At 41.8% G+C, this 23,974-nt stretch carries 22 protein-coding genes; 4 read left to right on the top strand and 18 right to left on the bottom strand.

Going from position 1 to position 23,974, the window contains the following annotated elements; genetic code table 11:
* Positions 1-32 precede the first annotated feature (32 nt).
* From CRO03_RS15905 to CRO03_RS15890, 4 genes are all read right to left on the bottom strand, one after another.
* Positions 33-248 (bottom strand): hypothetical protein, encoded by a 216-nt coding sequence (locus CRO03_RS15905; RefSeq protein ID WP_097112627.1) that lies wholly within the window; start codon positions 246-248, stop codon positions 33-35.
* Positions 245-535: a hypothetical protein gene (locus CRO03_RS15900; protein ID WP_170949038.1), complete on the bottom strand. Its 291-nt coding sequence runs from the start codon at positions 533-535 to the stop codon at positions 245-247. Before CRO03_RS15900 ends, CRO03_RS15905 begins: the two co-directional genes overlap by 4 nt.
* A gap of 172 nt (positions 536-707) precedes the next feature.
* Positions 708-1,328, bottom strand: a complete 621-nt coding sequence (locus CRO03_RS15895; protein ID WP_097112625.1) for a hypothetical protein — start codon at positions 1,326-1,328, stop codon at positions 708-710.
* A complete protein-coding gene (locus tag CRO03_RS15890; RefSeq protein ID WP_097112624.1) occupies positions 1,328-1,681 on the bottom strand; it encodes a hypothetical protein in 354 nt (117 codons plus the stop codon). The genes CRO03_RS15895 and CRO03_RS15890 overlap by 1 nt, the downstream gene beginning before the upstream one ends.
* A gap of 312 nt (positions 1,682-1,993) precedes the next feature.
* On the opposite strand from CRO03_RS15890, the gene CRO03_RS15885 reads away from it, so the two are divergent.
* The 3 genes from CRO03_RS15885 to CRO03_RS15875 are packed head-to-tail and all read left to right on the top strand — an operon-like array spanning position 1,994 to position 3,744.
* Complete coding sequence (locus CRO03_RS15885) at positions 1,994-2,689, top strand: hypothetical protein (RefSeq protein WP_097112623.1); 696 nt, start codon at positions 1,994-1,996, stop codon at positions 2,687-2,689.
* A complete protein-coding gene (locus CRO03_RS15880; RefSeq protein WP_097112622.1) occupies positions 2,665-3,525 on the top strand; it encodes a hypothetical protein in 861 nt (286 codons plus the stop codon). Before CRO03_RS15885 ends, CRO03_RS15880 begins: the two co-directional genes overlap by 25 nt.
* A 12-nt stretch (positions 3,526-3,537) precedes the next feature.
* On the top strand, positions 3,538-3,744 hold the full coding sequence (locus tag CRO03_RS15875) for a hypothetical protein (RefSeq protein WP_141397759.1): 207 nt from the start codon (positions 3,538-3,540) through the stop codon (positions 3,742-3,744).
* A gap of 456 nt (positions 3,745-4,200) precedes the next feature.
* On the opposite strand, the gene CRO03_RS15870 is transcribed toward CRO03_RS15875, so the two are convergent.
* The 4 genes from CRO03_RS15870 to CRO03_RS15855 all read right to left on the bottom strand — a co-directional run bounded on the left by CRO03_RS15870 (position 4,201) and on the right by CRO03_RS15855 (position 7,364).
* Positions 4,201-5,361 (bottom strand): GGDEF domain-containing protein, encoded by a 1,161-nt coding sequence (locus tag CRO03_RS15870; RefSeq protein WP_097112620.1) that lies wholly within the window; start codon positions 5,359-5,361, stop codon positions 4,201-4,203.
* 311 nt (positions 5,362-5,672) lie between these two features.
* Positions 5,673-5,960 carry a hypothetical protein gene (locus tag CRO03_RS15865; protein ID WP_097112619.1) on the bottom strand — a complete coding sequence of 96 codons (288 nt, stop codon included), beginning with the start codon at positions 5,958-5,960 and terminating at the stop codon, positions 5,673-5,675.
* Entirely contained in the window at positions 5,957-7,135 is a 1,179-nt protein-coding gene (locus tag CRO03_RS15860; protein WP_097112618.1) for a site-specific integrase, read from the bottom strand. Before CRO03_RS15860 ends, CRO03_RS15865 begins: the two co-directional genes overlap by 4 nt.
* On the bottom strand, positions 7,128-7,364 hold the full coding sequence (locus CRO03_RS15855; protein ID WP_097112617.1) for a hypothetical protein: 237 nt from the start codon (positions 7,362-7,364) through the stop codon (positions 7,128-7,130). Before CRO03_RS15855 ends, CRO03_RS15860 begins: the two co-directional genes overlap by 8 nt.
* 149 nt (positions 7,365-7,513) lie before the next feature.
* Between CRO03_RS15855 and CRO03_RS15850 the strand changes: the two genes are divergently transcribed.
* Positions 7,514-7,711, top strand: a complete 198-nt coding sequence (locus CRO03_RS15850; protein ID WP_097112616.1) for a helix-turn-helix domain-containing protein — start codon at positions 7,514-7,516, stop codon at positions 7,709-7,711.
* A gap of 332 nt (positions 7,712-8,043) precedes the next feature.
* Here CRO03_RS15850 and CRO03_RS15845 read toward each other — a convergent pair whose 3' ends face one another.
* From CRO03_RS15845 to CRO03_RS15795, 10 genes are all read right to left on the bottom strand, one after another.
* Entirely contained in the window at positions 8,044-9,753 is a 1,710-nt protein-coding gene (locus CRO03_RS15845) for a GTPase domain-containing protein (RefSeq protein WP_097112615.1), read from the bottom strand.
* A gap of 10 nt (positions 9,754-9,763) precedes the next feature.
* Entirely contained in the window at positions 9,764-11,869 is a 2,106-nt protein-coding gene (locus CRO03_RS15840; protein ID WP_097112723.1) for a GTPase, read from the bottom strand.
* Positions 11,870-11,952: 83 nt separating this feature from the next.
* The gene (locus CRO03_RS15835) at positions 11,953-12,660 is read right to left on the bottom strand and encodes an amino acid adenylation (protein ID WP_097112614.1); all 708 of its coding nucleotides are present in this window, start codon (positions 12,658-12,660) and stop codon (positions 11,953-11,955) included.
* Positions 12,660-12,974 (bottom strand): hypothetical protein, encoded by a 315-nt coding sequence (locus CRO03_RS15830; protein WP_097112613.1) that lies wholly within the window; start codon positions 12,972-12,974, stop codon positions 12,660-12,662. Before CRO03_RS15830 ends, CRO03_RS15835 begins: the two co-directional genes overlap by 1 nt.
* Before the next feature lie 363 nt (positions 12,975-13,337).
* Positions 13,338-13,715, bottom strand: a complete 378-nt coding sequence (locus tag CRO03_RS15820) for a hypothetical protein (protein ID WP_097112611.1) — start codon at positions 13,713-13,715, stop codon at positions 13,338-13,340.
* Positions 13,716-14,575: 860 nt separating this feature from the next.
* The gene (locus CRO03_RS15815) at positions 14,576-14,773 is read right to left on the bottom strand and encodes a hypothetical protein (RefSeq protein ID WP_097112610.1); all 198 of its coding nucleotides are present in this window, start codon (positions 14,771-14,773) and stop codon (positions 14,576-14,578) included.
* A gap of 76 nt (positions 14,774-14,849) precedes the next feature.
* Positions 14,850-16,682 carry a hypothetical protein gene (locus CRO03_RS15810; protein WP_212682438.1) on the bottom strand — a complete coding sequence of 611 codons (1,833 nt, stop codon included), beginning with the start codon at positions 16,680-16,682 and terminating at the stop codon, positions 14,850-14,852.
* Positions 16,682-19,093, bottom strand: coding sequence for an AAA family ATPase (locus CRO03_RS15805; RefSeq protein WP_212682437.1), 2,412 nt, complete (start codon positions 19,091-19,093; stop codon positions 16,682-16,684). The genes CRO03_RS15810 and CRO03_RS15805 overlap by 1 nt, the downstream gene beginning before the upstream one ends.
* Positions 19,093-20,583 carry a hypothetical protein gene (locus CRO03_RS15800; RefSeq protein ID WP_097112609.1) on the bottom strand — a complete coding sequence of 497 codons (1,491 nt, stop codon included), beginning with the start codon at positions 20,581-20,583 and terminating at the stop codon, positions 19,093-19,095. Before CRO03_RS15800 ends, CRO03_RS15805 begins: the two co-directional genes overlap by 1 nt.
* On the bottom strand, positions 20,567-23,974 hold the full coding sequence (locus CRO03_RS15795) for a DEAD/DEAH box helicase (RefSeq protein WP_097112608.1): 3,408 nt from the start codon (positions 23,972-23,974) through the stop codon (positions 20,567-20,569). Before CRO03_RS15795 ends, CRO03_RS15800 begins: the two co-directional genes overlap by 17 nt.

Below are 23,974 nucleotides of genomic sequence, written 5' to 3'. Positions count from 1 at the left end.
ACGCAGTGTAAACTGCACTGGCGAGCTTTGTTTCAAAGCAGACTTATTACTTCTTCAAATACACCACTTCGCCAGTGACCCAGTGATTTTTTGCCATCAGGAGTGATACGTTGGAGATAATCAGGATATTGAATACTCTTACCATATAGTGTTTGCCCCTGACCTAGCAACTCTCGGCTTAATTTGCCAGATTGACAGTCTCGCTCAACTTCTTGAGCCACGGCCAGAACATCAAGTTGTTTGGTCACAATATAGTCACCCCGCTGTTCGAATTAAGTTGTAAACAAGTGAGTGTTGTATCAATTCCGTGCTTGGCAGCAAAGGTCTGTAGTTTGTTATCGTAAAATCTCATGTCACGTTTGTAGCGGCAGAAGAATTTTATGGCTGTATTGTCTTCATCATAGATAGCCCTAACATCATTTTCCCCTGCGTCAATCGAGAAACTGCCATCGTCTAGCTGATAAGCAGCATGCCCGCCGATGAAGCACTCTTGAGCAAAAGCTGTTAACAGGCTTTCAACCTGCTCTGGCTTCACAATTTGAAATGCGGTGTGGCAATAAGGCATGGTTGCGAGCTCTTGATTTGTTGTCTGTCAATTATAGCCAAAACGGGTCGCTATGTAATAGTTTCCGTTACAACGGACACCCTTTGATTAGGCGATAGGCTTACGCCTATCTTCAAGGAGTGTCTAAAATCAGTCATTTAGCTTATTGATACAATTCAGTTAGACAATTACTTATCATCTCTGGTGTTCTCACACCTGAATAATTTGGATCGCACTTGTCATGTATAGGCATTGAAAATGGATTGTCGAACTCAACAGGATCAATACCTAATTTCAGTAGCAACTCCTTTGCCTCTGAAATTTTCTTTTCATTTATTTCACGAATTGCTTGTTTTGACAACGAATCTAAGGGAGTTTGGTTCTGATGCGACATCATAAACCTATATCTTGTCGTTGATGTTAAGCTTTTATAATTACTTATTGCAATGTCATCAATTTTCGACATAAGTTCTTTTAAATACTTTTTTTTGTCATCTTCAAGAGCAGGTTCAAGTTTATTTAAGGCGAGTTTTGCGAATTTTTTAGCCTCTACAAGCCTTTCAAGCTCAAAATTAGAATCTGATATAAAGTAAGCTGTCTTAGAGTGCTCCTTGAATGCGAAGCTCTTTCTAAAAAAAATATCTGCTTGTTCAAAATCACGTGAACTATAGAGGGCAATTCCAATACGGAAATTCTTCTGGTATTGATCTTCATCTTCAATTGCTGTTGCACAGCTTGAGCAAATTATTAAGTAAAAAAGAATTATTTTTAAAGTAATCTTCATCACTCCAAGCTCCAGTCGCTGTTTTTTAAAGGTGGCTTTTCAATATTTGTAGCCTCAACATTTCGTTGTTCAGTAGTTTTAAGTACCTCCTGAGGGTATTTTTCTATTATAGAGACATACATGACTGCGCACCCAAGCAACACAAATAATAGTCCGGGTGAAGCACTTCTCAGGTCTGCTTTATGGCCGCCGATATCACTTGAAAACTGAAACTCACCTTTAACACCTCTAAGTAACAAATCATAACCTAACTTAATGGTCTTATATGCCAACAGTAAAACTACTAACTTGAAGGTAATTACTAGACCGGATGCAATTATCAGAGTGGCTCTTTCGCCAATTTCAAGTTCCATACTTGGCCTCACCTAATCTCATAGACATTTAACAATCTGGTTAAGATTAGCTTCTTTTAGCTGATCTGCTAGTGGTAGAGGCTCATAATAGCTGAGCCAGGGGAGCTAATGGCGATCCATGCCTCAATCCAATGGATCTGCTTTTGAAATATGATCCTTATCGATCATCATAAATTAACCATTGTTATTACAATATTTACTTATGTCGCTTGCGTAAAATTAAAATAAGACTAATTTTAAAAATGACCCGGTTTTTGCTGTTCCGGAAAGAGTTGCGAATTAGAGAATTAAATCGTTGCTTAGGGATGGCAAATGCATAATCCACAGTTCCATATTTTAATTTCCGCTCGTTCTTGGACGCTCCATGTTTTTGCATTTATCCTGCTTGGTTTAGTTCTTTCAGGGTGCACTGCAAGGTCAAGTATCGACTCTGAAGGCCGCCTTTACGTAAACCACTTTGGTATCATGAAAGTTCTATCAAGTCAGCCAGAGCAAAACTATATCGACCTAAGAGACGCTTCAATGCTTGGCTTTTTTAGTGACGGTAATTTGACGATTGGGTATAAAAAAAATAAAAAAGGTGAAATTCATCTAGGCTGTCGGGCTCTAATTTTAACCAGTGAAAATACAGACCACGAGAGTGTTGTAAGGCTTATCAGCAGATTAGACATCGGAAAGCTGTGCCAATTAAACAAAGAAGATTCTCTCGTCAATCCCCAACCCTATTTACCTCTTCAGAAAGAATCAATTCAGGTGGGTTTAACGACCCTCACACAATCGCTAACTTACTCAAATAATCAAGACGTTAAGGCTTATTCAAATAGTTTCATAGGAGTCGGATTTGGCGAGATTAATGGAATTGGTTATAGAAAATCCTCAGTTGTCGCAGCTGGCAATCACTGCAAACTTCTTTTGGTAACCAGTACCGAAAGTAATTTTAATTACTATAAAAACACCTTTGAACAATTACCAGGAGAGCAGATATGCCTAGCTTTAGCACCCTATTAAGAAAAGTAATGCTAGTTTTTTCAGTCGCAATCGCTGGATGCTCTTCAATGCCAGAGCACAGCAACACGTTGGTCTTTGGCACTTCAACTAAGTTCGCAATAGATCTAAGCACCTCGTCGACAACTCAAACACCTGAGTTAACTGTAGGCTACAAACGCACTGAGGCCGTTTGGCTGCCGTTGTTAGCGAATTTAAAAAGTTCTAACGGAGAACTGATACCAAATGACTGCAGTGGTGCGACATGCTTATTTAACTCAACCGAAACTCGAGATGCATACTCTGTATTGGCGTCTTTTGGTGCTGAGTTTGGCGGGGAAGGAAAAACAAATGTAACACCCCAACCATCTAATACCGGCGGGGCCCCCTCCATTGACGGTTCAAGTAAAGCATCTGGTGGTATTGCGCAATACTTTGCTACGGGATTGGCAGCGCAACTCTTGGCTAAGGAAGGAGGGGCATCACTTGTAACTATACAAAGTGGAAATGAAGTTTCCCAAAAAAGCCCACAGCAATACCTAATGGATGAACTGAATATAAGTGCAGAAGAAAGTAAGCAACTATTAGAAATGGCAGTAAAGAATCAAAATAGGAAAGAAGTACTTATCGAGGAGGTTATGAAAAAGCTTGCACCAAGTGGAACAGTTAACCAAGAGAAAGTTACCGCCGTTTCTAAAGAGCTGACTAAAAAATATCCGGGGCTTGGCTCGGCCAAAAATTTAGAAACTGCGACTACAGAAACCGAAATCAAAGCAATTGTCACAAGATTAGCTAACGTCAGCCCACGGGATGGTCAAGAGCCTCCATTTGATGTTCTGGTTAATGAGACATTTAAATAGGAGAAAGATACCATGAGAATGGAAATAAAAGTTATTAATATGGCAGGTAACAGCAGTGATGATGCAATTGCTCAGGCTACAGCTTCACTCATCGCAAGGGGATTTAATCAATCTCAGATTTCCAAAAACCGGCTTACTGAGGTACATTATGACGCTTATTCTGCTGGCGGTTCGGAAGAGCATCACAATGATGTAATGCTGATCATTGCGACAAAGTAAGAAGACGAAGGCATTTCTAAGTTATCAGTTACAATAACTGCCGTTGCGTTATAAGATTCGCTGACTGGAAACCGACCTAATAACGTAAAGATGAATTTAAAGCATTTGAATTGCCCAAAGTGTCTGAACCATGTTTTTTTCAAGAAGCTATTGTATATAACACCAGAAAAAACTTTTAGTTGTATGCATTGCACAACCAAATTAACGATGAAATATCGCGTTAATCCAAGAATATTTTTCTATGTCTGGCTAGCTATTTTATTACCCTGTTTCTTTTCTGCTGTCACCACGGGAAACCTGACACTGTATATGCTATGCGCGGTATTAATCGTCAGCGCGTCAATATTCTCGTTATTTAATGAGCGAGTGGAAATGTCAAACGACATTAGCAACCTGAATATGAACTAAACGGTTCAGAAGCGAAGCAGCGTTAAAAAGTATTTTAATCGTTCTGCTCTAGGTAAGGCTGTACACCGCCTGATTTCGTCCGTTTGCTTTTGCTTGGTATAGCATGTTATCTGCTTGTTCAATATCCTGTAGAATATCCTGTTTGCTGAATTTAGAAACTCCAATACTCAGAGTGATTTGTATGGTGATCTCATTGAAAACGAGAGGAGAGCTCTCCATTTGAGCACGTAAACGTTCAACCATCACTCTAAGTTTCTTTTCGTCAGTATTTATTACAGCAATAATAAATTCTTCACCACCATATCGGGCCAACAAGTCGCTTTTAGAAATATTACCTTGTAAAACTTTTGCTATATGTTTGAGTGCTTCATCGCCAGCAATGTGTCCATAATGATCGTTAATCTTTTTAAAAAAATCCGCATCGATCAAAATAAGGTATGTATCATTGCTATCGTGAATGCCAGACACTCTCTCGAAAAACGCCTTTCTATTGTAAACCCCAGTTAGATAATCAGTTTCACCAACCTTTTTAAGTTCGTCTTGCTTGAATTTATATATGACAATTAGAAACGCAATCAGCAATGAAATGTGTGCACATAACCCCCAAAACAGGCTTGCTGTATTCACTGATTCAGTTAGTTCAAGTGACAAATACTGCAAAATCCCAATTGGCAAAACTTTTTTGACAAAAATAACAATGAGGAGTAAGAGGTAACCTATTAAAATCAAACTGATACAGTGAGATAAAAACGTACGCTCTGCTAAAATATCTAAATAGCGTACTTTGTTTGAAATTAGTCTAAGCAGATAAACCAAAGGGATTACCGCAGACGCTAAGATGCCAATACTTATTCCGTAGACAACTTCATCAGTTAAAATCAATGTCCCGATTGAGATAGCCACAGCAAAGAGAAAATAATATCGCTCTGTTTTGCGTTTAGTCCGGATACTGAGTAATTCTGTAAAAGAGCGAATGACGAAGTAGTAAATTGATGAAAAACTGACGATCAAAGCTATCGCGTAAAACTCGTTCAGAGTGTTGGCATATATCAATGTGAATATGGACGTCAGAAGCAGCATAAGCGCTGATAACACAAATGAACTTATCCCTTTAACTCCACAGTGTTTTTCTCTAAAAAACAGGCAGGTAAAGAAAAACTGAAACAATATAAAGATAGCAGTGACGTTAACTGCATTTTGCTCAAGCATCTAACTTTCCGTTGTATTGAAGTTCATGAAGTTCCGGGTAAATAATCGAGGCTCACTGACCGGGTTTTGTGGAAGAGCAATAAATGCGCTCAGTGTTTATTGTTATAATGCTTAACTAAATAAAGGCCTATCAGCAAGGTTGCGATGGTCAATACCAGAAAAATAGCACCTATCACTTGTGTAGAAATATACATACCGAATCTCCCTACTAATCTGCTTCAACACTCTGACCTATTTGGGTTTGGCCTTCAAAGACCGAGCAATAAAGGGAGTAAATGACAAACCTACTCCCCTGGCAACTAAGCTCAAATTTACAGCCAATCCTTTGAGAAAGACATCAGCTTTTTCTCTAGCATATCACGTAGCGTTGGCAAACTTACGTAGTGCGAGTGATCCAGCAGTGTTTTTCGAACCCATACTCGCAGCGCTTCCTTATTTGTGAATTCCATGCCACTACCAAACAACGAAATAAGCCCGGTTCCCTCTGGAGCAATTTCAAACACCGATAACAATACTTCAGTGTGGTTACGGACTAACCGACTTAAATCACGCTCAGCCTGAATTTGCTGAATGGCAGGTAAAGTATCAACATTAATCATGCGGCCCCCTGCTTTAAGTATTTTAGTAAGAGACTTTCAAAGGCACTACCATCTTGTCGAGTTAAGTTAGGCACAAAGCGGCTATATACCCGAAACAGCATCTCTGTCGTGGTATGGCCCATTTGCCGGGCAATCCATTCCGGGTTTTCACCCGCCCCCAGCCAGAGCGTGGCAGCGGTATGTCGGGTCTGATATGGAACCCGCTCGCGAAGTCCGCAGGCTTTTAACGTGGGATACCATATCCGCTGAGTAATATTGCGATGGTTATATGGCGTACCGTTGCGGGTCGCAAATACAAATTCACCTTTCCCTGTTGCCCCAAATTGCCGCTCCAGTGATTCCCGCACTGGTTGCGACATAATAATTTCACGCTGAGAGCCGTCATTTTTGGTGTACTCCGCCCTACCCCCAACCCAGGTTTCACGCACCAAAATGATACCCCGGTCGAAATCAACAAAGCGCCACTTCAAGCCATCGATTTCGCCGGTGCGCATCCCGGTAAAAAATCGCACAATGTAGTAATCAACAAACGCTGCGGGAACCTGAATCAGGAAGCGTTCCACCTCATCCAGGGTAAAGGGATCCACATCACTTTTTTTCATTTTCAATGGTTTTAAACGCACTGGCGCAGTAAACTGATACCGGTCGGCTGCTTCGCAAAGGATCATCTGGATAACCTTCAGATGACGGTTAATATAACCTGCTGAAATCTGCTCTCCGTTTTCGCGACGAACTTTGCCGAGTGTGGCGCGGAATTGGATCAAATCAGCCTTGGTGATGTGGTCGACCTCCATTGCCCCAAAATATGGGTTCAGGCGGTTCTGAATTATTAACCGCATCGTTTTTTCGTATGACACGCGCCAGCTAACCTGCATTTCATCCAGCCAGATATTGGCAAACTCTGCGAAAGTTGGCAGCCTGGTCGCCCGGTTACCAGCCAATAAACGTTGTTGCTGTTTCTCAAACCGAGCAACCATTTTGCTGCTAGGGAAATAATTGCTATACACAAAAGAGCCAAGCAAAATTTCTGCTTCAATTTTCTGGATAAGTTTTTCCAGCGTTTTGCGATTAGCCCCCGTATCTGGCAAGGCTGTCTGCTCGCGACAGCGTGTGCCCATGTATTTAAAGTCAATCAACAGGTTAGGCGAACCCTCTCGTTTACGGATACTAGCCATGAGCGTGCCCCCCATTCGCCATCGGAATTAACATCGAGTTTTGTGGTTTGCCGATGTCTTTCTGAATGGCTTCCCAGATATACAAAATTTTGCGTCCGCCGAAAGGACGTATGTAATGGACTCCTTCTAACAAGACGCGATCTTTCAGCGTTTCGCGGATTGTCCTGGGGTCATATTTGATGAGCTCAGATAGCTCATCGGTAGTGAGGTAAGTTGCTGTGTTTTTCATAGCATTAATTCCAATGTTGAATTAGTCTAGATAACAGAATCACATTCTAAAGCTCAAAATGTCATCCTAAATGCAATTTAGCATCGAGAAATGACATTTGCAAACATTTTTTGCCATTTTAGATGGCATTTTGATATTTGAGGTGTATTTTGATTAAGTGTCACTTAGCCAGACTAATGGGTGAGCACAAATTAAAGGTGGTTGATGTTGCCCGTGAAACCGGGCTTAACCGCAATACTATTACTTTGCTATACAAAGAAACTGCAGTTCGAGTGGACTTTGAAACCATGGAAAAGCTGTGTGATTTGTTTAATTGCAAAGTGGAAGATCTGTTTGAGAAGGTTTGAATCTGAGGAGTAGACATGTCTGATTCGCTCAGCAACCCTGTCTAAACTGGAATTGACTGCACTATTAGCTAGCGCAAAAAGAAGTTACCGGCCAGTATGAACATGTGTTTTGCAACGGCGCCGGTAAGCCGCTGCATCATCGAAACATTACTAAACGAATCTGGAACACCACCCGCAGTTACTGGACTTGCAACCAAGACGTGCCTGTGAAACCCGCCACACTGCGGCAATCTTGTGGCCGGCTGCAGGCACTCTACGTTAAATTTGAAGCGCATCGGAGAACTTGTCCGACAGCAGCGCTTGGTTAGCAGGGCAATCCTCTGCAATTATGTTCAATATAATGATTGTATTTCTTCGCGAAGGTTGATCACATCTTCTAGTTGTGCTCGTAGCGAATTAGCAGCATCTGATTTCTTGCTAGCCTGATCTCTTATTTCAAATAGAGCCTCGTCTATATTGTCGATCGCCTGGTCAAAGCCGATAGTTAATAGTTTATCGAATTGCGCGTCAATACTCTTCTTAACAGTATTGCTGTGCTCTTTATAATTCTTACGGATGTCACGCTTAATTTTAATGATCTCTTTTTCATGTTCAGACTGTTGATAGTCGTCAACTATTTGCATACCAACCCCGAAGATCGCCATGGCTGGGCCTAGAAATTTTGCTCCCTTTCCTATTTTATCCGCTATTTTCACTGCATCCCAAGCCTTAAACTTGTGACCGAAGAATCCACCAATCTCTTTTACTGCAGTATGCAGTGTACTGCCTGAAACGGATTTGAGACCTGTCTTAGATGCATCACCCACAGCGCTTTTTGCAAGAAATGAAAATCCCTTCTCTGCAGACTTCGTCATACTCTGGCTAAGAGTATTGTTAAGCTTTAATGGGCCATCCTTGGAGACGCTGCTTACATTCCCAGTCTCGGCTTCAGGACTGAATTTTTTTGCAGCTTCCAGAGCTTCATTAATCTTCAAGCTAGCAGGTGTGTTTGCCAACTCGACTAGCTCGGTTTCAAGATCTGAAAGACATTCGTCTGCAGTGATCTGTATATCTTCCAATGCAGCTTTTATCAGCCGCTCACATTCGAGAATCGAATTATCCTGCAATTTTTCAAATTCTTCTTTCTCTCCCCCAAGAGCATCGGCAAGCCGGTTTCCTAGCTCAACAATTTGGCCATTCAGCTTATCTAGATTTGCACCGACCTTTTTAATTAGGTCCCGTCTGTTAGCTTGGAAAACGCGTTTGTTCTGAGTGAGCAAGCTAACCAAGCCCTGTTGCAGTGGGTCAGAAATAGTCAGTACGTCAATTTTGGATTCCAAGTGTATTTGAAGCTGCTGCAGTGGCGTAGTCAATCTAGAATATAGGCCACGCTGCGCAACAAACTCGTCAATAGCTTTGGAAACCCCATCACAATTGGAAAGAAGTAATAGCTCTTGTCGATCTTGCTCGTCATCCTCATCTAATGAATCGAAGAATGACTGTGCGTCAGTGAAGACGATGGGAAAGTCCTCAGGAATTTTGGGCTCAAGGACTTGGGTGATGCCCATGATCTTGGTCTCTTTGTCGGCCGAGTCACTTTCAAATTTGTTGATAACAATCATCATTTCCTTTGCGCGCCCCTGGTTAAAACAGAGGTTGCGGAAGGCCGCACCTACGACATCGTCAAATAGTTCATTAGTAATTACGTAGACCAGAAGATCTGCTTGGGCTATGGCTTCAAGCGCTGTGGCATCGTGCTGCTCACACTCGCCAGCATGAATCCCTGGAGTATCCCAAATGTTTAACGATTTATACTGATACTGAGTGACCATATCTGTTGTTACTCCAGCACCTACCTTAATACTTTCAATACCTGTCAGCATCTTAATAAGAGAAGATTTACCTGCGCTGTACTGACCAGCAAAAACAATATTCAACGGTGCTACATCAGTCGCAAAATCTGTTTCAGAGCTTTCTAAATTATTAGCATTCCATAGACCGCCAGAGCGCTGGTAAAGGATTTCGATCTTCTCTTTGAGAATATTGTAAACAAGCTCGCTCATAATTCGCCCCTTAAATGGCAATAAGTTTGATTTCACAGGAACATAAGGCTGCCACCATTTTTATTCTGCGATGTTCTTTTCCGATAATTTTGCTAACATATTTTTTCTGAGCGAACAGTGTGACTTTATCTGGCTCGGAAACCTCAATTTTTTCTACGAGCCCTTTGTAAAGATGAGCAACTTTCTTATCCAGACTTGTGTTATATATAACAAGAATTGTCTCTCTCATAGCACTGCTCATGGCTTTTAAAAGCTCAGTATTCCGAAAATAATCTGAAATCATGAAGTAGCAAGCATATCCTGGAAGCCTCACTATTTTTATTATTCGTGGAAAGGAGAAATGTTGCTTTGTGATAACATAAGCGACTCGATGCAATGTTCGCGAGTTTATCTCGTGCTTCAATATAAGGAGCTGTTTATCAGTATCATCAAGCTCTCTTATAAACCTACTAAGCGCCTGGCAAAGAAGAGACAGGTTGTTCTCTGTAGGTAAAATATTTGCCAGATGGAGATTGGTTTCGAACCAGCTTTCTAAATCCGCTTTTATTTTTCGCTTACTTTTCTCTATATCCTTTAGCAAAGTCTGACGTTGTTCAGACTTGGCCACTTTTAGCTTTTTAGCACGGCTATCAGAAAAAAAAGAAAATATTGAGAAAACTATACCAACAGCAACGGCTGACCAGCCTACTGGATTCCATGAGTTAAAAAAGGCAATCGCGCTTAAAATACCTGCCATTGCAGAACCCCAACCATTTATACGCTTGAAGTCAGATTCGCTGAAGCTCTTGCCATCGTGGGCAACCTCGAAAGACAAGCTAATATCCAAGCCCTCGTTCAGTTCTCGATTATAATCTTGAAGCTCATCTACCACCTGCTCTGCCAAAGATTGTACCGATCGCTCTAAATTTTTTGTTATTTCTAAGCTTTTGTAATGACGCTCCCAAGCTCCTGCTGCATTCTCGTCCTCAATGTGGTCATCAACAAAATCTGCTACAGAGTCGATTAGTGGTTTAAAAGCAGCATCTACTTCCTTTGAGAGCATCCGGGGTGCATCACGAAGAGTTTTCACTTTCCAGTGAGATATACGAGTGAAGCTACTTTCATATTGTGGCAAGAGCTTGTTAAGTCGATCCCTTTGATTGAGGATGAGCAGGCTTTGTTCATCAATATGGTGGAGGCTCGAATCGAGAAATGTCTGGATCCTTCGGATCGGCCCGTTACCTTCAACTTCACCAATTAGTGCACTAAGAACATTATCGATTCGGCTCAATTCATGTAATTGTAGACCTTCTTCCCCTGAAACTGTGGTTGCCAGGAATGCTGCTTGGGCATGAATTGGGATGATTTGGACTGTGCTCGGATTCATACCTGCACGACCGGCAAGATTCTTTAGTCGGTCGGCATGGGCCTGGATATCTTCTTCTTTGAAAATATATTTCTCTGGACTTTTCAGGGCACGTCGCCGGTTACCGTCATTCTCCAGATCTTTTTTCATATTCAATATGAAGATCAAGGGTTTGTTAAGCTTGTGAACATGCTCAAGCTCAACAAAGGTTGATTCCTGAATACTGTCGCTATTGAGCATGAAGAGCACGACATCTGACTGTTCAAGGATCTCATGGGCAACTTCTGTATCTTCTTGACCGTTGTAAGCTCCAAAGCCCGGAGTGTCGATGATTCTCAAGTTATTCCATTCGTACTCTTTGACGTCGCGTGTTGTTCTTTGTGCTCCTTTACCAATGGTCTGTCCATCCCCTCGGGTGATTGCCTCACGAATAGTGCTCTTGCCAGCCATAGTTCGGCCAAAAAGCATGACGTTGAAACAATCAAGACTTTTTTTCTGCTTGGCGAGGTTGGCGCTTCTTTTCGAAAGCAACTTCTTATAGTCGCCCTCAAGTTCCTGCAGCATATTGGTCAAGCCATCTTCTACCATCTTGTATGAAGATAGTGTCTTACTCCCATGTTCAATTACCTCTTGCAGTTTTGTGCTCAGCGTCTTAATAACGGTATCGCAGCGCTCAAAGTAATCTTGAACGATCATATATTCTTGTCTAGCAATTAGATTACAGCTCTGAAGGGATGATAAATAAGGAGTACACTCTACTGCTTCTTTCATTTTTTCTCCGATTATCATAAAACCCATGCATCCTACTCAGGACTGCTCTTTTTATTTTTTAACGCCCAATCTAGCTCAAATATTCAGTGCTTAAAGTCTTTTAAAAAAACCACATTACTTTGACTAGATTGCAGCTGCTCTTTGGACTTCTCATCTTGCGTGGTTGCCTGGCATGCCTCAATTAAAGCATTGCAATACGCCAGTAGTTTTACCGCAGGAATAATCTTGTTTTTACCTTTATTCACCCGCTTAGGTTGAGTATTCAGGTAAATGGCTAACTCCAGCGCCAATTCAGGTGATAGCTGCGCTCGCCGTTTATCAGCCAGCGTCTGGGTAACCCATAGGCCGGCGTCGCCGATGTGGCCGTTGACGCTAAGGTCGGTATTTTTAACCCACTCAGCTTCAAAGTTAATGTCACTCAAATTACTTAACAGCAACGCTATGTCGCTGCGCGGCATATCACTATGCTGTTGTAACGTCTCCGCTAACACCCACTGCCACTCCATTTGCAGGCGTTTGCTTAATTGCTCTGGCGTCATCAGTAAATCAACCGGGATAAACACTGTAAAACGGCTGTTAGCCTCAGTGGCAATAATGGTTTTATGCCAGGACCTATAGCTATTTTCAATAATATGCAGCTGCCAGCACATTTGCTCGCGGGTGCTAAAAATAGAGTTCACGCCAACTTGCTGGCCAGGCGCGGCAGGCAAGCGTGGTAAGTCGGCTTTCAGCCATTTGGTTAGCGCGTTGGTGGCGCAGAATAAGTAGTTCATCTTTGTGGTGTTAGCCATTAGAACCGATCTTTAAAAAGAAAAAATAGCCATATCAGGAATGCACCTGACAGCGTAAAACCCAGCAGAAAAAAGAGGCCGACTATAGTTATGTCTCTCACTAATTTCTGCCGTTGCAGTTCAATTTCTTTAAGCATGTCTTTGGCCAGAGAATCTGCCTGATAGGCTGACTTTCTCATTAGCTCGTCAGCATGCTTGTTAATTAAGCCAATTTTATGGTCAATCAGGGGCGAAATATCATCATCAATAATTTTCTTCGCCACCTGATTTACTTGCTCGAGTTCTTTTGTCCAGTCGGTATTAAATAACGCCATTACACATTCCCGCTTAGTCAGAGCTTAGATTTAATGCTAACCAGCATTTTTTCAGCGATGTTTGGCTTAACACGGTTCAATTGCTCACTGCCGCAGGATGGGCACTTATCCGGCACCTGGCCGGGCAATCGCACATCCCCCATAGGAGCAAACAGTTTGCTCCAGCCGCAAGATGGGCAAAACATCTTGAAAGCCCTTGTTTGTATTGGCATAAATTTCCTTAAAACTGGCGTAACTAAGCACAACTATATTTAATTGCAAATCGGTACTACCCTGCTCTCATTGTTGCCGTCAATTGATTTCACTTATTAAAAACAAGACACAATGTGAGCTGGAGGTGGAAAATAACCACGTGTATCTCCCTCATTTTTTTTCCATGACAATTTCGGCTTCATATTCTGCTCCATCAGGAGTGGTTACCCGACATTTTCCTGTAATTGAAAAGTCACGGTAAATTGCGTAAACGATGGCAGCACCGCCCCCCAGAGTAATAATTGCCGTCACAGTAGAACCAGCAGCAACAAACCCAACAGCACCAGCTCCCCAACCAGCTGGATTCCAAAAGTTGGTTGCTGCAACGCCTGCCGCTGTAATAGCTATTGCAAGAGTAGCTTTAGAAGCCGCCCTAACAGTTTTAATATTTGAAGCGAGATCAGCGTTTGTGACGATAATCTGCTTGGTTTTATTCTCAATGGCCCGCTTTAACTCTACTTTGTTACTTACTACTGCATAATCGTTCATTTATTACTTCCATTTAAGTTGTTTTCTTAAAGATCTTTACAGCAAATTTTATAATTAATATTGATCACTAATCTGCTTCAAGTGGGTTTAGCCGTGAGGCTTATATACCGGTTTCTACTTTTACATTCATACGTTCAGCAAACTTTAGCAACTATTCAGACACCGTCAGCCAATCGGCTACCACGCTTAGCCCATAAAGGTATTTATCGTTTATGGAAGTAAATTCATCACTCATAACATCCTTGTTGTATTGGTTATAACTGGCCGGAAAAGGCTTTTGCATTAAAGGGTCAAGTAAAGCGCCTTAATCTTTCAGCACAACCTTAATACCCAATAGTCCATGGCTATAATGGATAATCGATAGCTTCAATACTCTGTTCAAATTATCGCTATTTCTTTAATGAATGAACGCACATGAGGGGGGGAAGCTGGAATAAACTGTTCCTTAGCTATCTGCATCATTCGTCCCTGAATTGGCAATAGACAATAAATCTAACCTTAAAAATCAAACGTGTACAGAGTTTTATTTATTGTCAGAAATTTTCACATTTCATCCCCTTCGTAAACATAGTAAGTAGTTTCTGAAATCACGCCATACTGTTTACTTATTCAGTGTATGCTTTTCAGGCAGGTTAACGGATATATGTCGGCATTTTGGAAGCATGGACGATTACCATGTAATCAGTAGTGGCACACTAAATTTTACTGCTGCTCGGTAGAGTAATTAGATTGTTATCTTCGGCTTGATGCCAGATAACTACATGAAAGTGGCGATGTATTACTGGAACATTATTACTAAGAGTTAAACTAACGGCGGTAAATCCCGCCGTGATTAATATAAGAAATAAAACTAAATGCTGCTAAAGGGGTATATCTTCATCACACGACGTTCCACCAACGTCTTCAACTTTAGCGCTTTTCTTAATGTATAATTTGGTTTTTTGTTGATCTGAGTTAATTGTTCCTTCAGATGAATGGATAAGATCGATAAGCTTATCGGTGGCTTCGTCGTCATTATCCAATCCTTTCATTTCACATAGCTCTTCCCAGTCACTCATAACGTTTTCCTTCATTTTTCATAAAATACAGCCCTCTATAACTAATTATTAAATATAACAATATGTCAATAATGAACTATCCACTGATCATCATGCTCCGTCGCCCATACTTAGTAAAATTGATTTCACCTGCTATTTTTTGCTCAAATTCCCAGCCAGTATCACGTTTTCTTAAGTATCTTTCTGCTTTGCACGTTTTACAGATACATTTAAATCCCAACGGCTGTTGGTACTCTAGTTTTACTTTTTCCTGACAGACCGAACAAATTTCTAAAGCGGCAATTTCTTTTTGTCTTTGGATAAGCAGCTGTGCCTGCGTTATCGCATTTGACTCGTGTAACAAAGCAACCACTGAATTAAGTAATTCAGGGTTAATCTGCTCACGAAGAGTTAAAGTCATACCTGCTTTGTCAGTGATTAATGCTGTGTTGCCTGACGTATTAGCAACGAAATCCAGTATCTTTAGAGGTATTTTGGGTATTTTCTCAGCGTACGCGCGTAATAGCTCACTCAGAATAACCTGGTCAATCAATCTGCCCACTCTTTCAACGCAGTATAAGTCTAATGGAGTTAGCGGTATTGCAGCTGTAATGTCACATAAATCTTTATTTTTGATGGCTGAATCCGGCCAAAAAATAACTCGTACCGAGTCTTTCATTTGTGTCAGCTCTTGAACTTCCAGCTCACTGCTCTCTGATAATGTTAGCCATGGGATCACCGTCAATAACACCTTAGTTTGGGTTTTTAGGTTGTCATTCACTAGCAGCTGCCACTCAAGTCCCTCTTGTTGCAAACTAAATCTTAAACCACCCCACTCTCCGGTCATTTTATTTGCAATGTAAGGCTTTAAGGCGTGTTGCAATACTAAACCGGCATAGTTTGAATACGCTTTAGCTAAGTAGCAATTTCTGCGATATAACTCTTCAGGTGTTGTTACCTTATGATTATCTATTTTTGCCAGCTCATTCCAAAGCACAGCAAGGTGACGGTAATGGCTATCATGGCTAAGGATATTAGTCATATGAATGGAATGGCCAACCTGAGCACGCCTATCCACTTTTTGATAAAGTGGCCCTTGCTTTAACGCGGCCACTGCACCTTGTAACTTTATTAATGTTGCATATGTCTCGTCCAATACTTGAGACGCTTTATCAGTTTCATTTTCAGAAAATGTTTGTCCCCACAATGAACAAATCTCATGAGTTAAACGATGGTTAAGTTTTGTTGCCGTATAAAGCTCAAGTGCTTGACTAAGGTTTTTCTGCAGATCTTTAAGGATTAAAAGTCGACGTGTTAAGTGCAGATCCATTTTATCCACTAATCTTGCAAAGACCCGATTTTCATAAATATTAAAATCATCATCACTAAAACGGGCCAGTGCTTTCTTAGGTATAACACCAGTCAATGTTTGTCGTTGCCAACACTCTGAATGAGATGCAAGGTGCACTAATGCGCCTTTAGCAAGGCGCTTAACACGAGCTATATCTGTTACCTCATCCTCATAATGTAGATCTACACGGGGATATAATGAAATATGATGCAAATGACCCTTTTCAATAACTATCAGCAGTAACTCTTCAAAGGGTAATAAGTGACTTTCAGCATTAATTACTGCCGATGGCATCATAGGTGACGCCAAGCTACTAGCTTGATCCATTGCACTGTCAATGGTTTCAATTGCTCTGCAAAGCAACTCTGCCATTGCTTGATGCTCAGGAGCAATTCCATCAAATTTTAATCGACTAAACTCAGGTTGCAGACTTTCAATCCCTGCGGCTACTAAATGGCCAGGGCTCCCAGGCAACACAGCCAGAGTTTCATTGATTGGTTGTGAAGTGAAAAACTTTCCCTGCCCTACAGCAACAGGTAAGCTCATCACTTTCTGGCCTGTTACCCTATCCAACCACATTAGAAGCCACCCGCCTTTCTTTTAATATCCGCATCTAGCAAAGCAAAAGATTTTAACGGGTCGCCCTTGAGGTTTGTTTCAACCCAATAATTTTCCAGTGCATCTTTTAATGAGCGAACAGTATCAGCATTTACATCGTATCTGCCGGTAACCTTACCCTGACGCATCACGCGGGTAGAAAGCAGATGGTCAAGCGCTTCACCTTCAGTAGCACCGCTGGCGAGCATTACCGGAATGAACCTTAAAGCTTGCCGCTCAAAACGATTTCCCCAACCTAATGCAAAATCTTCGTTCAGCTGCAAGGTTAGTTCGCCTTGAGTCAAAGTATCCAACATTCTTCGGACCTGAGGTGCGAAACTGGCACAAGCTTTATTAAACGCTTTTTGCAAAGAAGAATAGGAATAGCCCACATCAGGATATTTTCTAATATCAAAACGATGATCTTGCTTAGGTAATGTCATGACATGTGCACGGTCGTAAGTTTTATCTGCCAATTCGTTGGTTGTTTCATCATGGTTAGCCGTGCCAATGAACCATACATTTTTTGGCACTTTAATTTGCCGGCCATTTATTAACATTCTAGGAGCATTTGGTAGCGCAGTTTCAGACAAACTGATCAACCGTTCGTTTTCATCGTTCTTCTCAAGTGCTGATAAGAACTCTGCAAAATACTGCTCAGGACGGGATAAATTCATTTCATCCAACAGAATCACATTACAGCTATCTTGCCATTGCGTTGTCTGTGCCCTGTAAAGCGCTTGCAGGCAGTCTTTTTCATAAAATTTCTTCTCAAAAGCATTGTAATGCCCGAGCAAATCATCACGATCACGCCACCCTGCCTGAACGGCTATGTCCGTACAAAAACCACCCATAGCTTTGGCGAAGGCTTTCGCCAAGCTCGTTTTACCCGTACCACTAATGCCCTGGAATACATGTAGCTGGCTCATTGCCAGGCCGGCTAGTAATACCTGGATATCCTCAATTGGGTAATAAAGTTCAATTGATTCTGCTTGAGCAATCCGGTGTTGCAACTCTGATGCAAAGTCCTTTAAACTCGCAACAGGTTGATGTTCAACCCTGATACTACTATCACGATTACTATCAATCTCTGACATAGCCGGAAATGGCGTCTGCGCTTTTTGAGCGCCTGTTAGCTGTTCAATACGGCTTTCAAGGTCATCGACTTGCGAAGTCAGAACTTGTTTTGTACCCTTAAGCAGCCGATTTTCTAGTGCAATTTCCTCCTGCTTTACTGCCGATACACGCTTTATACTTAATTCACGTCCTGCTTCGTCTAATTTGATTCTGGCGTCCTGTATATCGCGCTCTAAATCAGCAACTCGTTCACGAAAATGACTATTCTCGCGATGAAGATCTGCAGTATCTGTTTCTGCAAACTGCTTTCTAAGCTCTCTGTTGTCATTTCGAAGACTTTCCAGCTCTGCTGCTATATCAGCAGGATCTTGGTCACCTAAAACGTCTTGTAACTCTCTATAGTCCATCATTTTTTGTTGAAGCTGTTTTATCTTATCCCAGGCATTTTCTAGTTTTAGAGTTAAGTTTTCCTGGTCACGCTGATGAGCGTCAAGTTCATTTCGGATCTCAACTTTCAACCTTTCCTGAAGTTGCTCCTCTTCTCGGGCTAACCTTCGGCTTTCACCATCCAAACGTAGCCTGGTGCGATCCATCATTTTTCTGTCAGAATCGAGCTTGGCCTCTAATTCATCCAGCCGCTGACGGCGAGCAGATTCCTCGTCACTGGTTGCATTTTTAACATTAGTCAACTCCAACTGGGCTGCTCGAATCTGTGCTTCTAGCTCACGTTTTTCAACCAGCAGTAGCTCCACCTTTGCAACATGTTCGCGCTCAATAAGTTTTTTGCCTTGCTCAAAGTCAGCAAGTGCCTTTTCATTTTGCGCAGCAAAACCAGTTTCAGCGTTAAGTTCACGCTGGATTAAATTTCGCTCTCGTTCAAGCAACTCTGTTTTTAAGCCGGCTTGAGCTTCTGCTTCCACCCTTAATTCTGCCTCAAGTTTACTTACTGATTCTTTACTTAAATAAACTGAAAGTTCTTGCGTACTTAATTCATCTTCACGAAGCTCAACATTTTTGATTTTTTCCTGTGTTTGCTTGTAAAAGGTACCAAGTTCCAAGGCAAAGGTTTTTAGCTTGCTAAGCCACTCATCTACAATTTTTTGATTTACATTCTCAGTTAAATTAGAGAAAGCAGCTTCGATTTCTGCCGACAAAAAAATATCAGTTTTTTCTAAATATAATTGAGCTGACTGCTCAGCTTTTTCTACAGAGGTTTTGACCAAATTCATTACTTTAGCTGGCGCTTCAACCACTGGTTTATTAACTGGTATCACCGCTTTGGCAGGTGCGCCGTTATTTCTTCTGTTCTTTGCCATTACATCCAATCCTTGAAAAGCGTTATAAAGTCGAGCGAATACTTAATGTATTCATCAACTAAGTGTTTTGTGAGTTCTTCTGTTTTACGCGGGGAATAAACGCTGTTGCCATGACCACTGTCATTTCTGGCATCAGCTAGTTTCAAAAGCGTTGATAGCTGAAGCTGCTCATTAGTTAATGTTTTGAAAGGGTGCCTAGGATGGTCTTTTACGCCAAAAGCTGCAGCAAGCATTAAGGTCTTTAATGAGTGAGAGGGCCTGCTAATCACCTTAAATAAATCTTTAGGTGACAACCTTTTAAGTGCGTCTACCACATCTTTAGAAAAAGAAGGGATATTCAAAGCATTTAATGCTGCAGCATTAACTTCCCAATTATTTTTATTGCTTTTCGGCAAATTATTTTGGTCCGCTGGATAGCGTTTTATTAACCATTGGAAAAACACTTCGAACAGTTTTTGACAGTCAATAACTGCTGCCTCTAGCTCATTAATATGAGGACTATAAGACGAAAGTTTTTCATTCCACTCTAGTATTACACTTAGATACCTAACAATATCATTCTCGGAGTCAAGCCAGGGATACTCAGCTAATACCCTTATCTCCGCTTGTTGGCGCAACGTTTGCACCCACTCATCTACTGTTTGTTTTTCTGCAACGGGTTTATCAAGCAAACCGCCTATATGTTTAAGTAAGCCCTGTTCGGCTTTTACACTTTCAAGCAAAGCATCTTGCAGCCAATAGGCTTCATTTCTTAACTCAAAAGGATCCCGGATAGCAAAAGGTAAATCACTATTGTTATTTACATTCAGCCACACTAGAACCCGCGCAGACTTGGGTTTGGAATCAACACTTTGAATACCGGGCAATCTAATCTGATCTAAATGGCTTTTAGCTGTTCCAAGCTGGCACATTGCTCTGAAATCATCACGGTATTCACGATAAGCGTACATAAAAGCGTTGATATCTAAATCAGCACTCTGCGCTTTTTTACTATTGATTAAATAAGGACGTAATTTTCTTCCGCTTTGCCGGCTTTCCAGAAACTGTGGAAATTTCTCAGTTGGGTTCAGCACAGTTAATTCATGTAGTGAACGACTAAATCGTGGCCATAGTCTGCCAGTAATAGCATCCTGAAAGACATAACCAGACTTCAGATCTGTGCTGTCTTCGTCTTCGTCATCAAGCAATGTCATACCACTTTCTGTAAGCCTTTTGCCATCTGGTGCTAACCAGCCATTAGCCTGACACTGCGCAACAACAAGCCTGATCAGATCTTCATGCAGCCCGGTTAGCTCTGCCAGACTATCAATGCTATCCGTTTTTGCCCGCAACAATGCCAGCACTGCCCGCTGAAACAAATTTGCTTCGGCCCGGCGCATTTCCGGATAGATAACCCGGTGAATAAGAACAGGCCAAAGTATGGCTTTTAAACGGCCTTTAGGTTTACTGCCAACTTGAATATAAAGCTGATTTTCAACGAATAACGCCATACTGCCCCCCACACATTTTATAAAATGCATAAAGCGCTGGTACAGCTTCCGCTGCCTCCTCGCAAGAAGCTAATTGTGCATCACCAACACAAATCAACATTTTACGTTGCCGGCTCATTGCAACATTCATACGATTTGGTAAACGCAAAAAACCAAATTGCCGGTTAAACTGATCTTCACGTAGTTCTTCCTCGCTCAGATTATGCTGAACCCCGGCTTTAACATTGAAGGGTCTGTATGTTCTTACTGAAGACAGCAAAACAACATCAAACTCCTTACCTTGAAATGCATCCACAGAGCCGACCCGCAGCCTTTCTTCCATATTTACAGAGCCATCAGAATTAATTTTACGAACCCATTTAAAGTCTTCATGTGGCTCAATTTCGCCATTTTTCCTGACCATGGGCGTAATTCCATTCACTTTCAATTCTGTAAGCTTCTGTAAAATCAGGTCTCGCTGAGCGGCATAAAAGGTAATCACACCAATCGACAGTTCCTCTCCGCCCGCTTTCAATAAACGCGCTACCTCCTCAGTAATTCTGTCAGCTTCAACTTCCCGAATCTGACTAGTGCCACTTTTTTTAGCTTTGCCTAGAGCTGCCGGTATATCTATCCACTGGCATATCTTTTGATCAAACATCACTTTTTCCTGCGCTAATGCTGCCAGGAACGTCTCTGAGAAACAAAAATCTTCTGCTGAGCGTCCAGAATGTATCTTCCCCAAACCAACACCCTCATAAAATTGCTGACTCACAAAATCACCAAGTTTAGGGTGCATTCTGAATTGGGTATCAAGCATGACTACACGTCTGATATTGTCATGACTTTCAAGCTCTGTGAGCTGAAGCCGCAAACGCTCAAATAAGCTGCTTCTGAACGCAGCCAATTGCAGCTCTGTCAATTGGTGTTCTTGTAAAAGGTCACCCTCAATATCCGGTTCCAGCATGTGAGGCAATTGTCTGTCATCACCAACCAGAATAATCCGTCGTTTTGCCATAGACATAGGAATAAACAAATCCAGTGGATTTGCCCTGGCAGCTTCATCAACAATAACGGTATCAAACTCAATACCATCAGAACTCAGTTCAGTTACAGCCTTCAAAGCAGCCATTTTCTCACTTGCAGCCTGCTGACAGGTGGCGCCTATAACCATCGAGTATTCTTCAATCACTGCCAAAGCTGCTGCTCTGTCAGACTCAATACTGTTCTGCAATTGCTGTAACGCCCAGGCAATACCAAGTTTTCGTTGTTGTATTTTCTGTTCAAGATGCCTTTCTAATCCATCAAGTAAACTAATAGCGCCTCTGTCAAGTTGTTGCTTTGACGACTCAGGGCGGTAATCCGGAAGATACAAATTAAGTAACGTTGACTGCCAAGCAGCCAGCGCATCCAGATCGTGCTGGCTAAGTGTTTCACTGTTAGCTGCTCGCGACAAAAGATCAAATAGCACTGGTATTTGCTTCTCCGGCGATCGCTCTAACCATCGTAAAGCATCCCAGCAGCGATCTGGACCATCATCGTTAAACGACACAGCGTCTGTTCTTAACGCACGAGCTATGCGTACCCCTTCAGAGATGTTGTTATGTGACTTTTGAACATGCTGTTTTTGTTTCAGCGAAGCAACATAATCTTCCCACTGCTGCTCAAGTTGATAAGGCAAAGACAAACCAAAGGCTTCTAATTTTCGCACCGAAGTCAGCATATCGACAAAATCAGTCATTAAATCGCTCGTTGATTGATTACTGATGCGGACTACCGTTATTTTTTGCGATAACGTATTTATCAGTTCAAGCTCAGGATACTTTTGATACTCTTTGGCAATGTTGCTTTGCAAATGCGCTGATTGACGAGCTAACCATGGCTCAATCAAACGCTCATCTGCTTCTGCTCGGTGCTTGCCACCAACCCGGTTAGCCGGTAACTTAAATACATCACTTCGCTCTAAAGCGTTATCAACAGCATCATGTTGGAAGCTGCTAATTAGTACCTTACCTGTAAGGTTCTGATCTTTTGCTTCTTCGGCCAGACGTCTTTGTAATGCAGCTATTACTTGTGTTTTACCAGTACCCGGAGGGCCAATAATAACGGCGATATCAGGTGTGTTTAAGGCAGTTTCTAAAGCCAGGCATTGTTTCTCCGTTGGCTTACCACCTTTAAACGATTCTTTAGCATATGTAGTTAGCCCATTAAGCTTACGGCGGCGCTCTGCTGGTATCGGTACCCCATCTAACAGCCATTTAAGTTGCGGCAGTCTTTTACCGCTATCAATAGCCTGCTTAGCTGCTAGTCTGCGCTTACCTGCTGTCTTATAGCCCGCAAGGGATAAATAAACCCAACCATTTTGAAAGTTGATCCCAGCGCTTTTAGAACGACCCGAAGGTTTAAAAACTACACTGCCATTTTCAAAACGGATAGTACCGCGCGAACGCTTTATACTATCTGGATTAGCAGTATCGTTAAGCTCTTCTGCCCAATTAGGTGGGTCACAATTTACATCAACCTCCGAGCTTTTCTTCAGATCTAATGACTTCCACAATTTATGAAACTCATTAAAATCATCAGCTGATTTAGGAATTAATCGCCAGGCATTATCCCGCCCATCTTCAAAGGGCTCGCTGTCGATAAAATGTAAAGAACCCAGTGCACTGGCTTCCTTTTGTGCGCTTTGCCACTCTTTATCATTGTACAGTTGCCAAAGCTCTAGATAGCTTGCGTTGTCTCTGAGTGCAGCCTTCAGGGACGCAAGAGCTGCAGGGCTATTGAGCTGAGTCGCAACTGACACATCTTCAAAGGCGATATAACCAGTCAACAATGAAAAACTAGCATCCCGGCTAACTGAACGGGTTAACCTTTTTACCAGAAAACCACCTGAGCGGCTTTGCTCAATGTCTGCTCGCCAACCAAGACCCAGCATTTGAAAACCGGCAGTAATGTCCTGCTGACTGTTGCTAAAACGTGCCACAGTCAACCAGTTGCCTTCTGGCATATCAGGTACCAAAAAGGTTTCAGCCATCCATGTACAGGCTAAGCCTATGTCTTTTGTTAAAATTTCTTGCTTTGAAAATAAGTCATCAGCAATAAGTGGATCAATACCAATTTCAATTGGCATTTCTATCAATTCAACCGGCGTGCAGTACTGCAGCATTAAGTTCTTATCTTTAATCATACTCAACAACCAGCGAACCTGATCGCGTCTGACTAATGGCATTATTTTCGCTGTATCAATAGCAGAACAATTAACTACCGCCTGAATATCACCCTGTACTATTAGCAATTCCCCCTGATATTCCATTAACTTCACAGGTAGGTGATTTACAAATCTTGGTAGGTCTTCGTCTGAGCTAAGTGTTAGCAAATCAGCGTTTAAAAATGGGTATTCTTTAAGTTCCAT

The organism is Arsukibacterium tuosuense (genome assembly GCF_900215315.1).
In the GTDB taxonomy this organism is placed as follows: Bacteria; Pseudomonadota; Gammaproteobacteria; order Enterobacterales; family Alteromonadaceae; genus Alishewanella; species Alishewanella tuosuense.
Note: the sequence above shows the minus strand (reverse complement) of the source record. Positions and strands in the feature narration are given on the sequence as shown.